Annotated in this window: 15 protein-coding genes and 1 other annotated feature; of the genes, 4 read left to right on the forward strand and 11 right to left on the reverse strand. The window is 25.2% G+C overall.

The features are described from left to right. Nucleotides 1-68 precede the first annotated feature (68 nt). Nucleotides 69-836 (forward strand): ABC transporter ATP-binding protein, encoded by a 768-nt coding sequence (locus CSGHG_RS12370; protein WP_010295769.1) that lies wholly within the window; start codon nt 69-71, stop codon nt 834-836. Next, nucleotides 823-2,772, forward strand: a complete 1,950-nt coding sequence (locus CSGHG_RS12375; RefSeq protein ID WP_010295771.1) for an FtsX-like permease family protein — start codon at nt 823-825, stop codon at nt 2,770-2,772. Before CSGHG_RS12370 ends, CSGHG_RS12375 begins: the two co-directional genes overlap by 14 nt. Nucleotides 2,773-2,888: 116 nt before the next feature. Here CSGHG_RS12375 and CSGHG_RS12380 read toward each other — a convergent pair whose 3' ends face one another. The 7 genes from CSGHG_RS12380 to CSGHG_RS12400 form a co-directional block, all read right to left on the reverse strand. Next, nucleotides 2,889-3,710, reverse strand: coding sequence for an alpha/beta fold hydrolase (locus CSGHG_RS12380; protein WP_328284739.1), 822 nt, complete (start codon nt 3,708-3,710; stop codon nt 2,889-2,891). A 272-nt stretch (nt 3,711-3,982) separates the two neighbouring features. Further along, a complete protein-coding gene (locus CSGHG_RS20740; RefSeq protein WP_010295776.1) occupies nt 3,983-5,011 on the reverse strand; it encodes an HAD family hydrolase in 1,029 nt (342 codons plus the stop codon). 32 nt (nt 5,012-5,043) lie between these two features. Then, entirely contained in the window at nt 5,044-5,295 is a 252-nt protein-coding gene (locus CSGHG_RS24310) for a hypothetical protein (protein WP_010295778.1), read from the reverse strand. Nucleotides 5,296-5,816: 521 nt separating this feature from the next. Then, nucleotides 5,817-6,230 (reverse strand): CGGC domain-containing protein, encoded by a 414-nt coding sequence (locus CSGHG_RS12390; RefSeq protein ID WP_010295780.1) that lies wholly within the window; start codon nt 6,228-6,230, stop codon nt 5,817-5,819. 244 nt (nt 6,231-6,474) lie between these two features. Next, a complete protein-coding gene (locus CSGHG_RS24685; protein ID WP_052314807.1) occupies nt 6,475-6,783 on the reverse strand; it encodes an oligosaccharide flippase family protein in 309 nt (102 codons plus the stop codon). Continuing rightward, nucleotides 6,783-7,610, reverse strand: a complete 828-nt coding sequence (locus tag CSGHG_RS20745; protein ID WP_052314808.1) for an oligosaccharide flippase family protein — start codon at nt 7,608-7,610, stop codon at nt 6,783-6,785. The genes CSGHG_RS24685 and CSGHG_RS20745 overlap by 1 nt, the downstream gene beginning before the upstream one ends. 87 nt (nt 7,611-7,697) lie before the next feature. After that, the gene (locus tag CSGHG_RS12400; protein WP_010295781.1) at nt 7,698-8,105 is read right to left on the reverse strand and encodes a GNAT family N-acetyltransferase; all 408 of its coding nucleotides are present in this window, start codon (nt 8,103-8,105) and stop codon (nt 7,698-7,700) included. Nucleotides 8,106-8,236: 131 nt separating this feature from the next. Here CSGHG_RS12400 and CSGHG_RS12405 point away from each other — a divergent pair, with 131 nt between their 5' ends. Both CSGHG_RS12405 and CSGHG_RS20750 read left to right on the forward strand, forming a co-directional pair. Beyond that, nucleotides 8,237-9,346, forward strand: a complete 1,110-nt coding sequence (locus CSGHG_RS12405; protein ID WP_010295783.1) for a Coenzyme F420 hydrogenase/dehydrogenase, beta subunit C-terminal domain — start codon at nt 8,237-8,239, stop codon at nt 9,344-9,346. A gap of 155 nt (nt 9,347-9,501) precedes the next feature. Then, nucleotides 9,502-9,939: an SdpI family protein gene (locus CSGHG_RS20750; RefSeq protein ID WP_010295785.1), complete on the forward strand. Its 438-nt coding sequence runs from the start codon at nt 9,502-9,504 to the stop codon at nt 9,937-9,939. A 95-nt stretch (nt 9,940-10,034) separates the two neighbouring features. On the opposite strand, the gene CSGHG_RS12415 is transcribed toward CSGHG_RS20750, so the two are convergent. The 4 genes from CSGHG_RS12415 to CSGHG_RS12430 all read right to left on the reverse strand — a co-directional run bounded on the left by CSGHG_RS12415 (nt 10,035) and on the right by CSGHG_RS12430 (nt 14,650). Further along, the gene (locus CSGHG_RS12415) at nt 10,035-11,195 is read right to left on the reverse strand and encodes a MerR family transcriptional regulator (RefSeq protein ID WP_010295787.1); all 1,161 of its coding nucleotides are present in this window, start codon (nt 11,193-11,195) and stop codon (nt 10,035-10,037) included. A 128-nt stretch (nt 11,196-11,323) separates the two neighbouring features. Continuing rightward, nucleotides 11,324-11,956, reverse strand: coding sequence for a superoxide dismutase (locus tag CSGHG_RS12420; protein WP_010295789.1), 633 nt, complete (start codon nt 11,954-11,956; stop codon nt 11,324-11,326). 242 nt (nt 11,957-12,198) lie between these two features. Next, complete coding sequence (locus tag CSGHG_RS12425) at nt 12,199-12,744, reverse strand: tryptophan transporter (RefSeq protein ID WP_010295792.1); 546 nt, start codon at nt 12,742-12,744, stop codon at nt 12,199-12,201. A 145-nt stretch (nt 12,745-12,889) separates the two neighbouring features. Then, nucleotides 12,890-13,142, reverse strand: a binding site (T-box leader). 203 nt (nt 13,143-13,345) lie between these two features. Continuing rightward, nucleotides 13,346-14,650 (reverse strand): Na+/H+ antiporter family protein, encoded by a 1,305-nt coding sequence (locus CSGHG_RS12430; protein WP_010295794.1) that lies wholly within the window; start codon nt 14,648-14,650, stop codon nt 13,346-13,348. Nucleotides 14,651-15,730 lie beyond the last annotated feature (1,080 nt).

The raw sequence follows: 15,730 nt of genomic DNA on the forward strand, positions 1-15,730 counted from the left end.
TTTAAAATATATAAGCTTATTTTAATAGATAACTTATCAATATGAAAAATAGAAAGGAAGTTTAAAATATGTCTGTATTAAAAGGTGTTAACATAACTAAAATATATGGAAGTAATAAAGGTGGTTTGACTGTAAAAGCCCTTGATAGATTCAACATAAATATAGAAAAAGGAGAATTTGTTGGTGTAATGGGACCTTCTGGTAGTGGAAAAAGCACTTTATTAAATATTCTTGCGACTATAGATACAGCATCTTCAGGAGAATTGCTTATAAATGGTACAAATCCCACTGAGCTAGATGAAAAAAATATTGCCTTATTTAGAAGAAGAGAATTAGGATTTATATTTCAAGATTTTAATCTTTTAGATTCCTTATCTATCAAAGAAAATATTATACTCCCATTAGTACTAGATAAAATTAAGTTAAAAGATATAGAACAAAGAGTTGATGAAATTTCTTCACTTTTAGGAATAAAAAATATTTTGCATAAAAAACCTTATGAAACATCTGGTGGGCAACAACAAAGGGCAGCCTGTGCAAGAGCTCTTATCCATAACCCCTCTATAATTCTTGCAGATGAACCTACAGGAAATTTGGATTCAAAATCTTCTCTAGATGTAATGGAGTCTTTAAACAATTTAAATAATAAAGAAAATGCTACAATTATGATGGTTACTCATGATCCTTTTGCTGCAAGTTTTTGCAAAAGAATTATAATGATTAAAGATGGAAAACAGTTTTTAGAAATTGTACGCGGTGGTAGCAGAGAATTATTTTTCAAAGAAATTATTGATTCATTGTCTATGTTAGGAGGAAAATATAATGACCTTGCGTAGTATTGCTTATAAAAATATTAAAGGTAACTTAAATAAATATATAATGTACTATTTAAGTAATACTTTAGTTGTTATGGTATTTTTTATATTTGCAAATTTTATATTTAATCCTGAAGTTAAAAATATAAAAACTATGGGTAACTTAGGACTACTATCAATACAAATAATGTATCTTTGCGAATTTATAATATTAACATTTACTGTAGTATTTACTCTGTATTCAATATCAACCTTTTTAAAATCAAGAGCAAAAGAATTTGGACTACTTTCAATGTTTGGACTTACTAAAAGTGAAATAAGAAACTATATTATGTTTGAAAACTTAATAGTTTCTCTAGCTTCTATAGCAACAGGGATTGTATTTGGAGCATTATTCTCAAAGTTATTTTTCATGGCAATTTCTGCTATTTTAAAGCTTAATTTAGAAATACCTTTTTCTATATCTGCTAAGGCCCTTATTATAACTTTAGTATGTTTTCTTATATTATTTCAATTGATTGGATTTGTAGCAAGTCATAAGGTAAAAAATAATAACATAATAGAACTTCTAAAAGGCTCAAGGATAGCAAAGCCTTCCCCAGAGTTTTCTAAATATAAAGCAATTTTATCTATAATACTTATTTTTCTAGGATATATTATAGCTGCATCATCAAGTACTTTAATAATTTTAACTATGTTCCCTATTTTAATTCTTGTAGTTACAGGAACTTATTTATTGTATTCTCAATTCAGTGTATATTTTACAAATAAGTTGCAAGAAAACAAGTTAATTTATTATAAAGGTATTAATATGATAACTTTATCTCAAATTATATATAAATTGAAAGATAATGCAAAAATATTATTTATTGTATCAATACTAAGTAGTGTTACTTTAACAGCATCATCCTGTATATATTCTTTGCAAAAAAGTATGCAAAAGGAAATTCAATTAAACTCTCCCCAAGATATAAGTTTTATTGAAAGTGGATTAAATTCTCATGATATAATAATACCCGAAGAAATTGAGTCTATATTAAATTCTAGTGACCATAATATAATTTTTAAAAGTAAAGTTATTTTAATTAAGGCCTTAAATACAGATAATTCTATGAATAATGGTTTTAGTAACAAAAAAGACTTTTACATTATGTCTAATAGTGAATATAACATATTAGCTACTGAATTTGGAAAAACTCCACTTAATCTTAATTACGATGATATAGTTATACATTCCTATAGCAACATGAATCCTAAAAATGAAAAATTATTTTCAAATATAAAATCTTTAAACTTAGATATAGAAGGATTAAATGAAAAATTTAAGATTAAAGATGAAATTATTGGAGGAATTATAAATTCTGATGAAAAAAATGCAAATATAGCTATAATTAACGATAGTAATTATGAAAAAATCTTAAATAGAATTCCTGACGAAAGTAAATATGTTTACTATGGCTACAATATAAATGATTGGATAAATTCATCAGATATCGTATCACAAATTAAATCTATGGTTCCTAAAGACAAAGAAACTATGTTTAACGAAAGAGTACTCGGATTTCTCACATTTATGAACGGGATGTCACTATTTTTCTTTATAGGAACGTTCATTGCAATATTATTTTTTATAGCCACAGGAAGTATATTGTATTTTAAAATGTTTACTGAAATTCAAAAAGATAAACAAGAATTTATCTCTCTTAAAAAAATGGGAATGTCAAAGGATGAAGTAAAAACTATTATAAGTATTCAATGCTTTATAATGTTTTTCTTACCTTTTGTAGTAGCCTTTAGCCACACAGCCTTTGCTATAAAATCCTTAAGTAATCTTCTTGGTGAAAGTTTAAGCATATATTTATTAACTATAGTAGCCATATACTTACTACTTCAAACCAGTTACTATTTCTTTTCAAAATCAATATATACAAAGCAAATTAATAATTGGGAATTATAATTTTTAAAGTTAACTTATAATCATATCCATTATTTAATCTTTATTAATTTTATAAAATATAAAACACCGTATAATTAAAATCTAATAATGCGGTGTTTTATTAATAATTAAGATTATTATTCCTCTATAAATTGTATTAGTTCTTTATTAAACTTCTCCTTCTGATCATAAAACAATCCATGTCCACTACTTTCAAATGCTATAAGCTTTGAGTTTCTAATACCTTGAGTTTGAGCTTGAGCTAATGGAAAAAGACAAACCTTATCATGAATACCGTGCAATATTAATGTTGGAACATTTATTTTTTCCAAATCAGAAAATAACCCTTCTTCATTTAACCATGAATTAGCTACTGATGCCGTAGACCATCCTGCAGCTTCCAACCCTAATTGGAAAAACCACTCTGAAAAAGCTTCAGTTATGTGTTGAAAGAAAAACATATTTCCAAAATCTCTTAACATCTTAGGTCTATCATCATAGGTTCCCTTAATTATGTCATCTACATCTTTTTTTTCTAATCCATATGGAAAATATGATCTTTTTATTAGACTTGGTGCTGCTGCTGCGAAAAGTGCAAGCTTAGACACCCTTGCTTCATTGTGTCTAGCCATATATCTTATAGCAATTGCTCCGCCTGTAGAATGTCCTGACAATATAACATTTTTTAAGTCTAAAGCTTCAATTACAGCCTTAACATCATCTGCTAATCTATTGTAGTCATACCCTGTAAAAGGTTTATCCGATTTACCAAATCCTCTTTGATCTATACCTATGCATCTATACCCCATTTTAGGAAGTTGATCAAATTGATATTCAAATAGTTTATGACTTCCAGGCCAACCATGTAAAAATACAATTGTCTTTTTACCTTTTGGATTAAGATCTTCCACATAAATATTTATATTTTCTTCTACTTCAACATAATATCCCACTGAAATACCTCTCTTAATAACTATTTTTCATTAACATTTTATTCCACCAAATCAAATAGGTGAATTCAAAATAGAATTTATATTAAAATCATATATTTTACTCTTTTAATCAATAACATCTTAAATAAATTAAGAGAGATCATAAATGATCTCCCTAGAAATTGATACAATATAAACATTCTCTTAAACCACATTATTAAATAAAAATTCACATGTATTTTACAACATTTATAATATTTTAAATATTTTTAGTATTACTTTTACCTTTTATTTAAAAATTATTTGTGTAGTAATCCTTCTTCAGTTTCTTCAAACATTATTGATTTTTCAGAAGGTCTAAAAGTTCCAGTATTCTCATCTCTTCCTTGTAGTAAATATTTTGCATCTTCCTTACCAACACTTTCAGAAGCAAGTTTGCTTAATTCCCCTATTTCACCATCTTTAAGTCTATTAATTATTAACCCAATCTTAGTATCTTCAAAATCTTTTAGCATAGCTACATCCCCAGCACTATCTCCTGCTACAAGAATAGGTCCATAACCTTTTTCAGAAGCTAAAAATCTTTTTATTGTTTTAGTCTTTCCTGCTCCTTGAGTTTGATCATATCCCTCTTTAAATTCAGGAACTATAACATTATCCTTTCTTTGAAGCTCCATAGCCATTATATTTTGCTCTGGTACATTATATTTATACTTAGGGTTAGAAGCAAATGTTTTAACAATATCAACAAAACTTGCACTGCACACGTATACATCTATTCCATTTTCCATTAATGTATTGTATAAATTTTGTTGTTCTTCTAAAGTTCTTAATCCACTATTATAAGAAACTGATACAACCCCTGCTTTGCCTGGTAATTCTTCAGGACTTGTTAAACTTTTTACACCTATTTTTTCATTTAATGCATTATCAATACCTTTTTCTGCTAATTCTTTAACTTCATTTTCATTCATTCCTGCAAATAAATATGTAACCCAAGGATAACTTATATCTGCTGAAAATGTTTTTCCTATAGAATCATATAAATATCTTGTTTTAGCAATAAAATCTTTATATTCTGAAGTCTTTTTCATATCTTCAAGAGTTTTATCACCTTTCATTCCTTTATAATTTTCATAAATAAATTTATAATCTGAATCTATATCTTCAGCTATTAAATCTATATTTACAGGTTGTCCATCTTTATTGTTACATTTTTCATTAAAATTATCTTTAGGTATATCTTTTCTAAGTACTTTTGACAATTCCTCTGGAGACATCTTAAATTCTAAATTTTCAAGTTGATATATTAATAGAGCTTCCTCCACATCATTATAAATTGATGTATTATCCCAATCTACTACAATATATGGTTTTTATTTTTGTCATAGTTTTTGCCTTTAATTCCATTTTCTTCAATAAGCTTATTTAATGCATTAAAGTTATTTTCTGACCAATTTAATTTTTGTAATTTAACCTCATCTTTTTTTACATCACTTGCTACATTTTTATTTTCTTGAGTTTCTGTGTTTTGATTTTTTCCACATCCCACTAAAGTTCCTACTGTTAAACAAGTTACCATTAATAATGCTAAAATTCTTTTATTTTTCAATTTATTTACTCCCCTTCTTTACAAAACTTTTTAATCTTTTGCATTTTTTACTTTAGCAGTTTAAGTAGAATGTTTAAAAATAAATTTAAATTATTTTTTATTATATCAATTACTTGCGATGTAAATATTTAATTAAACACTTTTTTTAACTATAATATAAAAAGTTTCTTTACTGAATATATTTTTTGTCTCTTTTGTAATACATACCAATTGTACCATATTTTTAAATTAAATTATATATTATTACATAAATATATAATTTTTATTATAATAAAACATGTGTATTTATGTATATTTTGTTGAAATGTTGTATAATTTTTTAAGTACAATAAAAGAGTTGCTTTTGTTATCAAAGCAACTCTTTATAAACTTTAACCTTATTGTAATTTTTTAAGTTACATCTTATATAATATAAAATTTCAGTCATATTTTCTAAACCTTATAAGTCTCTATCTTTTACTTATAAATTCCTTCAGTATACCATTAAATAGTTTTTAAATGTATTCATCATATAATTAATTTTATTTATAGCAGTTATACTTGTTTTCTTCTCTTTTTCTTTTAGCATTAATACTAATATAAGATCCTTCAACTATATTTTTATAACCTTTTTTTATCAATATATTTTTTATATAATCTATATTAGGACATCTATCATAATGATGATTATCAGTTACCATACAAGATGATAAATGAATAACAACCTGATCTTTATTAAGATTATATTTTTTATATACTTTTTTAGAAAAATGCTCTAATTTAGAAGCAATGCCCTTTCCACAACATCCACCACAAGTAAATGAAATATATCTTATATTATTATCGTATTCTTTAAACATTTCATCTCTATTATAAAATGCATCAGTACAAGCAAAACCACTACATCTCTTATGTGCGATTTCACATTGAATTATAATAACGTATTTAACCTCCATATTTCCCTCCATCTTTTTACTAAATAAATATTAAAATTAAACATATACAACTTGTAAAATTTATGTTTTATAGTTAATATTTAGATATAATTTTATCTAAACTAAATTTTTCTAAATTAACTATTCAGATATTTATATAAATAAGTATTAGATATTATAGATGATATTACAAATGTAATAACTGTTGCTATTGCAGCTCCATTATATCCAAATTTTAAAATTAACAAAATATCTAATACTATATTTAAAAGCCCACTAAAAATTGAATTAAATAAGTTAACTTTTTCTTTTTTATAGTAAATAATACATTTCCACTAGGTACCCTAAATGTACCTGCTATAAAATAACCAACCCATAAAATTCTAAAAGCACTTATACAATTTAAATATTCACTTCCGAATATAATTTTTATAATAATTGGAGCAAATACAATACAAATTATACTAATTAAACCATTTATAATAGCTAAGTATCTTTGTAATTTAATATATTTTGCTTTAACCCAATTTTTATCATCACATTTCTTTGCAAAGTAAGGATAAACAAAAATCATTACAGATGATGGTAAAAAAGCATATTCATTGGAATTAATGTAGCTACTTTGTATATTGCAACGATAGATGCATCTCTAATTATATTACCAATTAAAAGTACATCTAATTGAAAAAGTAATTGTGAAATAGCATTTGTTAAAGATAAAATTATAGAAAACTTCAAAAACTCTTTTTTATTAGCTTTATCTGGATATTCAACCTTTGATAAATTTGATATGTGTTGTCTTAAAAATATTATTCCTAATATAATTGTTAAAACTAATGACATATATCTTGCAAGTATAATACCTTTTATTTTAAATAATATACCTAAAGAAACAATTCCAATTAAATATAATATAGTATTGGAATTGCTTAATATAACAAATTTTTTATTTTCATAAAGTACTCTTAAATAAATTTGAATAATATCAAAAATTATAGAAAATACAGGTATTGCACTTAAATATAGTAGAATAGTCATACTTCCTTTGATAGGTAGTGAACCCAATATAGAAAATAATACCATTAAAATACATATAACTAAATTACTTATCATACCTATTTTAATTCCATATTTTAAATATGATAATTTTTGATCTTCATCATAATTTCCACTACAATATTGAAGAATAGCTGGTACAACACCTAATCCTTGCAATAATAAAAACATATTTAGAATAGTTTGAGCATATGTATATTCACCAAATAAATCCTTTCCAATTATTCTAGGCAAAATTATACCTATACCAAATCCAATAATTTTATTTATAAAACTGGATCCAAAAATATGTAAAAATCCATTTTTGATTGCTACTTTCAAATCCAACAAAATACTATTTTTCATAATATTCTCCTTAATTGTAATATATAGCTTGCATTATATCACAATTACATAAATATACAAAATAGCATTTATACTAATATCTTAATGTTAAAATTTCTTTTGATTACGTAACATTCCACATTTATCTTTAGATAAATATTCAAATTTATGTTTACTATAAATACAATCAGCAGGTAAATTTGCAATAAGAAAAATATAACTATCTTCAAATGTATTCCTATCTAAATATTCATCAATTACATCCATTATTCTATTTGCATATCCTTTTCTTCTATAATTTTCATCAACCATAACATCACTTACAACATAAGTTATTCCATTATCTCCTACAACTCTACCAAAAGCTATTAATTTATCGTCATCATAAATACTTGCTGTAAACAATGAATTTTCTATAGCAATACGACTTCTTTCTATATCTTTCTTTCCCATACCAGAACGAATTCTTAAATTCACATAATCCTCAGCAGTTGGTTTTTCATATATAATATTCATTTTCTCCTCCACCTTACATAAATAATTTATTTGCCTAGTATAATGATTTATATTAACATAAAATTATGACTATTAATAAGCATTTTTAGTAATAAATTTATGTTTTTAATAAAACTAAGGAGGGATTTATCATGGAGAAAGTTTATTTAAAGAAAGAATACTGTTGTAATTGTAGTGCTTGTTACAATACTTGTCCTACACAGGCAATTTCTATGAGACCAGATGAAGAAGGATTTTTATATCCTGTCATAGACAAAGAACTATGTATAGATTGTCATAGTTGTGTAAACATCTGCCCTATGATCTATGATGGAAATTATAAAGAAAAGACTGTGCCTAATTTTTTAGTGGCTAAACACAAACGTGAAGAAGTTTTAATGAATTCCACATCTGGAGGAGTGTTCACAGCAATTTCTGATGCAATACTTAAAAAAGGTGGTGTAGTCTATGGTGTTGATTTTGATGATGAATTCCATGTTTTACATAAGAGAGCAGAAAATTACGAACAGCGAGACCGAATGAGGATATCTAAATATGTTCAAAGTAACATGGGGAATACCTTTGAGCAGGTAAAAAAAGACTTAATGAATAAAAGAAAAGTACTATTTACCGGAACTCCTTGTCAAAATGCAGGATTAAAAGGGTATATGGGAGATTCATCATTAGTTAAAAATTTATACTTATGTGACGTGATCTGTCATAGTATTCCTAGCCCTTTAGTTTGGGAAGATTACAAAAGACTATTAGAAAAAGAATATAAAGGAAAATTAACCAGTATTCAATTCCGTTCCAAGACAATTGATTGGAGTAGAGAAAATAGTAATAAAACATTCCTATTTACAACTTCACATAGCGAAAAAATACATACCGACGAAAGGTTCTATCAACTTTTCTTTGGTAACAAAACTATTATGCGCCCCTCTTGTGAGCAATGCCCATTTACAGATATACACCGTCCATCTGATATTACAATTGCAGATTATTGGGGAATTGAAAAGTATGCCCCTGAATGGAATGATAAAAAAGGTGTTTCTTTAATTTTAATCAATAATGAAAAAGGTGCTAATCTTCTTAAAGAATCCAGTGAAGAATTGAAATATGAAACTCGTCCCATGGAAGAATCACTTGCAGAACAACAACGTTTAAGTAAATCTATAAAGTTCCCAAAAAAACGAGAAAAATTTTGGCATGATTATCAGCAATATGGTTTTGAGTATATCATTGAAGAATTAACTAAATAACATAAAGCATAACTTATCTAATATTTATATAAGTTATGCTTTTATATTTATATACATTATATAAATATATTGTAATTTATGTTATAATTTAATATTGAAAGAAATATTAATTTATTATTGAATTTTTAGATTATGAATAAATTTAGGAGGTAATTATGATAGCTCTTATAGGAATAATATGCATAGTCATTGGTTTTATATTTAAAGCTTTTCCACCGCGAAAAATCAATCGTATATATGGTTATAGAACCAAATTATCAATGAAAAATGAAGATACATGGAATGTAGCACAAAAATATTCAGCCAATACTTTTATTATATTAGGTTTCATTTATCTTGCTTTAGAATTTATTTTAAATCAATTATCCAAAACTATTAACGTAAGTTATGAAAATATAATAATTTTAATAGGTTTGGTTATTATGATTATTCTTGATGAAATGCACCTAAAAAAATTTTTAATAATGATGGAAATAGGAAATTATAAAGGAGGTTATTCCTCCTTTAATTTATATAAATATTTTAACAATATAAAACCACTATTTACTTTCCCTAAACATAACAGTACCACTATATCTACATATATATCATAACAATTCCCCCTACTTATACTAGTTTTTAAAAAATAAAGGAAACTTATTATAAGAATTATAACTTACATTAATAATAAAGATTTACTTAATAGTAATTATTTAACGCCTTTTAAAATACATCCTTTTGTCGTTATAGATACTGCTCCATTTTCATCAATATAATCTTCTATATACTTTATAAATTCTTGTTTTTTCTCTCCCATAAGTATATTCCTACCTTTTATTGTTGATGCCTTATAATCTACTATAGGCTTGGCCTTATCAACTATAATTTTTCCTGAAAGAGTATTTAACTTTACATTAGCAAAATATTTTTTTAATAATATATTACCACTTATACTATCAAATCTTTCACACATACCGTTACTACCTAACCCACTTTTACAGTCAAAGCCATCCATAATCTCATTTAGTTCACTCATAGCTTCTGGTGCATTAGTAGTTACATAAAAAACTCCACCTTTAACAAGAATTCTTTTTACTTCTGATAAAACTTTTTCTATATCAGGAACAAGATATAACATATGTCTTGCAATGACTATATCAAAACTTTCATCATTATAAGGAATATTTTGTGCATCAATAACTTTATAGGTAAAATTATGTCCTACGCACTTCAACTGTTCTCTAGTTTTTTCAAGCATACCAGTAGAAAAATCTGACAAAGTTATATTCCAATTTTTATTTACTTTATTTATATTCTTTAACCATAACCTTCCTGTTCCACATCCTAATTCCAATATTCGTGCTTTCTTTGTAAATGACATATTATCAAAACACCACGTATTCCAATCAGTTTTATTAATGTTATAACTATGCAAGTCTTCTCTTTTATCAAAATTTTCCGACGTTTCATACTGCTCTTTTACTTTAGATTCTATGTTGGTCATCTTAATAATTTTTATAAGATTTTCAACATCTAAAACTTTATTTTCTATTATTTGATTTTCAGCATTATTAAGAGCTTCTATAACTGAATCTATATGTTTCCTTTTTTCTTCTAATTCCTTTTTTTGTATATGAATCAAATTTTCAATATCATATTCTTTATTATCTAAAAATATTTTTATTTCATTAAGTGTTAATCCAATAAATTTTAAAGTATTAATTTGTTGTAACTTTAAAAGATCTTTATCACAATAAATTCTATAACCTGAATCTGTTTTCCTTGATGGTGTTAATAATCCGATTTCATCATAATAATGTAGTGTTTTTATTGTTACACCTGTTAAATTTGCAAACTTACTAATTTTCAAGTTATCATCACCTCTCTTATATCATTATAATTCCTCCTCTTAGGTTAGAGTCAATATTAATTTAAAAGTCCCACTACTATATTTAAAGAAAGTAGTGGGATTTCACTTATATTTTCTATTTTAATTTTTTACTCATACCTTTTATTTTCTTTCATTTCCATAATCTTCATTGAAGCAACATACCTTTGTAATCTTTCATTTAATACATCCCAATTTACATTTTTAATAAATGTATCCATATATTTTGCCTTATCCGTTCCAAAATCCATAAAATATGCATGTTCATAAACATCCATAACTAATATTGGGTAAGAAAGCCATACTGCACCTTGATCATGAAGGTCGCTTCCAATTATATGCAATCTATTATCTATTGGATCAATGCAAAGAATTACCCATCCTCTCACTGCCAATCCTACATTAGTAAAATATGATATAAAATTTTCATATGATGAAAATTGATTTTCTATAGCGTTAAGCAAAACACCACTGGGATTATTATTTCCATTAGTCATATTTTCAAAATAAAGTTCATGTAGTTTCACACCATTCAATGCATATGTTTCTCCAAGTTTTAAACTACGCATTTTTGAATAAGTTGGATTACTACCAGTAAAATCATTAGACATATAAGGTACGCTCCAAATTTCATTTAATTTATTTACATACCCTACATATAATTTATAATGTTCTTCTAGTTGCCTTATGGATATACCTTCAACTGAATTGAGATTAAAAGTTTCTGGTTTCATATTATACATTAAATCACCTCTATAAAATATCTTAATTATTTAAAAACTAGAATGTCATCGTTTATTTTTTACACTCTATTACATAATATGTAATAAAAGTTTAATGTGCATATTTATATACTTAATCTACATCTATACTCTCACTATTTATATTTATTTTTTTAAAATAGCTATGTAAAATTTACTTCATGTAAATATAGTTTGCCATTAATTAAATGCTCTATACCTTTTCTTTAAATACTGTATAATTATTAATTGAAAATTTTTGCTCTTTTAAAAGCTAGATTTATTATTTTATATAAAGCTAGTCCACTTATTGTGTTTATAGCAATAGTAGGTAATACAATTGTTAATAAAAGTAGTTTAAATGATGCTGGTAATCCTATTATTGTTTTAGCTGATAATAAAAACATTACTCCACTTATTAAAGTTCCTATAGATAAAACAATTGTTGTTAAAAAAGAGTTATTATTCATCCTATTAAAAATTCTTATTTTACATATAAAATTTGTTAATATATATACTATATGTGCTGTAACTAACTTATCTATTAAATTAGGCAACTGACCTCCTGGAAATTTCGTAGTCATAGCAGTAAATATTCCCGTTATTATAGCTGATACCAATATAGTTTTATAGTCATCCTTATTAATTACTATTATTATTATCATCATAGTTAAAGCAAAATCTGGTTGCATTGGCAATCCTATAGTTGGAGTAATTTGATGCAGTATAGCACCTATTGCTAATAAAATTGAGTTCATTGTTAATATTTCCGTTTTATTAATTTTTTTCATATTTATAACTCTCCTTATACTAATTATTTTTCTTAATTGTATTTTTAAATAAATTTTGTTTATTAAAGAGCTATACCTTCACCTCATATAAATCACCACCTTCGTCTAATTTTTTAATTTCAAATAAAAAAACTCCGTCCTAAATTAATAGGACGGAGATATTATCCGCGTTGCCACCTAGATTATATAATTTTAATAAAATCATATCACTCAATTTCAAGTACTAACATACTCTATCTGCTATAACGTGCAGTCCACGATAACCAGTACTTTCTAAAAAGATTTCCCTTTATTCCTCAAAGGCCCATTCATTAAATTTTTTCATGCTAAGATTCCACCATTCCCAGCTCTCTTTAACGAACCTAAATTTAATTACTCCCCCTTATCAAAGGATTAAAACATTATTTATTTTATAAATAATAATATTAGGTATGTATTAAAATGTCAAGAAAAATATTTTTTAATGCTTATTTTTATACATACAATAAATTTTAAAATATAAATTACATATATAAAAAACTATCTTAAAATAGAATTTTAATTCTATTTTAAGATAGTTCCTTTAAACCTTCTAAATATATAGAACTTGTCCAAGAGTTTCTTAAAGCATTAATGCTGCTACCATACCAATAATTAACAACGGTATATTATAATGTAGAAATGTTGGTACACAAGTATCCCATATATGATCATGTTGAGAATCTATATTAAGTCCAGATGTTGGTCCAAGAGTACTATCAGATGCTGGAGAACCTGCATCACCTAGTGCTCCTGCTACTCCAATTAATATAATTATAGCTAGAGGACTAAAACCTAACTTAAGTCCTAGTGGACAGTATATAGTCGCTAGTATTGGAATAGTACCAAAGGAGCTTCCTATTCCCATAGTTATAAGAAGTCCTACTAAAAGCATCAATAATGCACCAATAAACTGATTTTGTCCCACTAAAGAAACTATAGAGTTTACAAAAGATTCTACAGCTCCTGTTTGTCTTAATACATTTCCATATCCAGCAGCTACAAGCATTACAAATGCTATAAAACCCATTATTTTAATTCCACCATTCATTAAGTCATCAACTTCATCAAATTTAATAGCTCTTGTTACAATTAATACTATAATTGCACACAACCCACCTAATGGTAACGATTTCGTTAAAATTTGAACTATAAAAGCAACTATAGTTGCAACTAATACAAGCCAATGTGTCCTTGTCATTTTTAAATCTTCATTATCATTTGAAAACTCTTCTAAAATTACATCTTTATATTCTCTAGGCTTTCTATAACTAAAAAATACAGCTACTAAAAGCCCAATAATCATACCAACTCCTGGCATCCACATTACTTTACTTACCATACTAGTTGTAACTTCTATATTGTTAGCTATCATTTGGTCTCTTATAATATTTTGAAATATAAGTCCAAAACCTACTGGAATAGCTATATAAGGAGCCTTTAATCCAAAAGTTAAAGCACATGCAACAGCTCTTCTATCAATTTTTAATTTATTCATAATTGGTATAAGTGCTGGAATTAAAATTGGTATAAATGCTATGTGTACTGGAATAAGATTTTGAGAAAAACAAGTTATAAACGCTATAATTAATATAAAAGCAATTTTATTACCTCTAACTACCGTAGATATTTTCTTAGCTAGTATACTTGCAAGTCCTGTTTTATTTACAGCTACAGCAAGAGCTCCTAATAATAAATAACTAAGTGCCGTTTGAGAATTGTCACCCATTCCACCTACCAACAACCCCATAGTTTGTTCAATACTTAAATTAGCTGCAATTCCAGCAACTATAGCTGAAATTAATAAAGACAATATAACATTCAGTTTTAATAAACATAAAATTATCATTACTGCAATAGAAATGACAACCGGATTAAGTAAATTCATAACATCATTCTCCTTTATATAAATTTAGGTTATTAATAATTTCAAATTTTAAGCTATCTCATAATAATATATAAAAGATTCATCTATATCGACTTTTTCTAAGATGTTTGTTTAAGATAATATGATGTTTATTCTGGTACATATACTAAGTTTATATTATAAAAGTGTATTCATATAAAAACTATTACGTATAATTATGAACTTTGAAATTATATACAGACTTTTCTGAAAATAAAACATTTAATTTTACACCTTATTTTTCATTAAAATAATTTTATAGTCTTAGTTACAAGCTCTTCTTATTCATTATTAGTTATCACCTTCATATCCAGTTATTCTTAGTCTTATATGAAATCATTTACCTAACGGCTAAACCTTAAAATATAGCTTATCTAAATTATGTTAGTAACATATTGTAAACATTGGTTATCCTATGCTAATAAGCTAAAGCATTATAAAAAGTATATTCAGTTTAATAAGTTAATTAAAAAACTATTTTAAATAATAATACCAAATTTTAATCTATAAATAAAGTAAAATTTCAATTTGCTGAAAATTTAATCATTTATACTAGTTCAAATTGAATTTCAAATTTTACTTGACAATATTTTTTATATATTTAAGAAAACCTTTTCATTTTTTTAAACTTCATATAGTACACTATAAATATTAATTTTTAATGTTTATATTAGTTTAAATAAATATTTACTTTTAACTTATCACATAACTTTTCCTTAAAGTTATTTTTTAGATATATCTATTTTATTTTTTCTATCTTTTTCAGAATATTACATCTTTTGATTCTTTGCAACTACTTTCTGTTTAAATAAATGTTTTTTTACAATTTGTTAATTGTTTATTTTTATTTTCTATTATTTTAAAATTTATTTTAAAGTTATCTAAAAACATTCCAAAAGTATTTACTTATCTTTAGTTGTCAACTCTAAGATTTTTATATCATTTATATTTTAACTTTTAATGTCTTCATAAAATATATATAAAAATAAGATATCTAATTAGATATCTTATTTTATATATATTTAGTTTATTTCTATTTTAAATTATAATACTACAATTTAT

The organism is Clostridium senegalense JC122, from assembly GCF_000285575.1.
Taxonomy (GTDB): domain Bacteria; phylum Bacillota; class Clostridia; order Clostridiales; family Clostridiaceae; genus Clostridium_J; species Clostridium_J senegalense.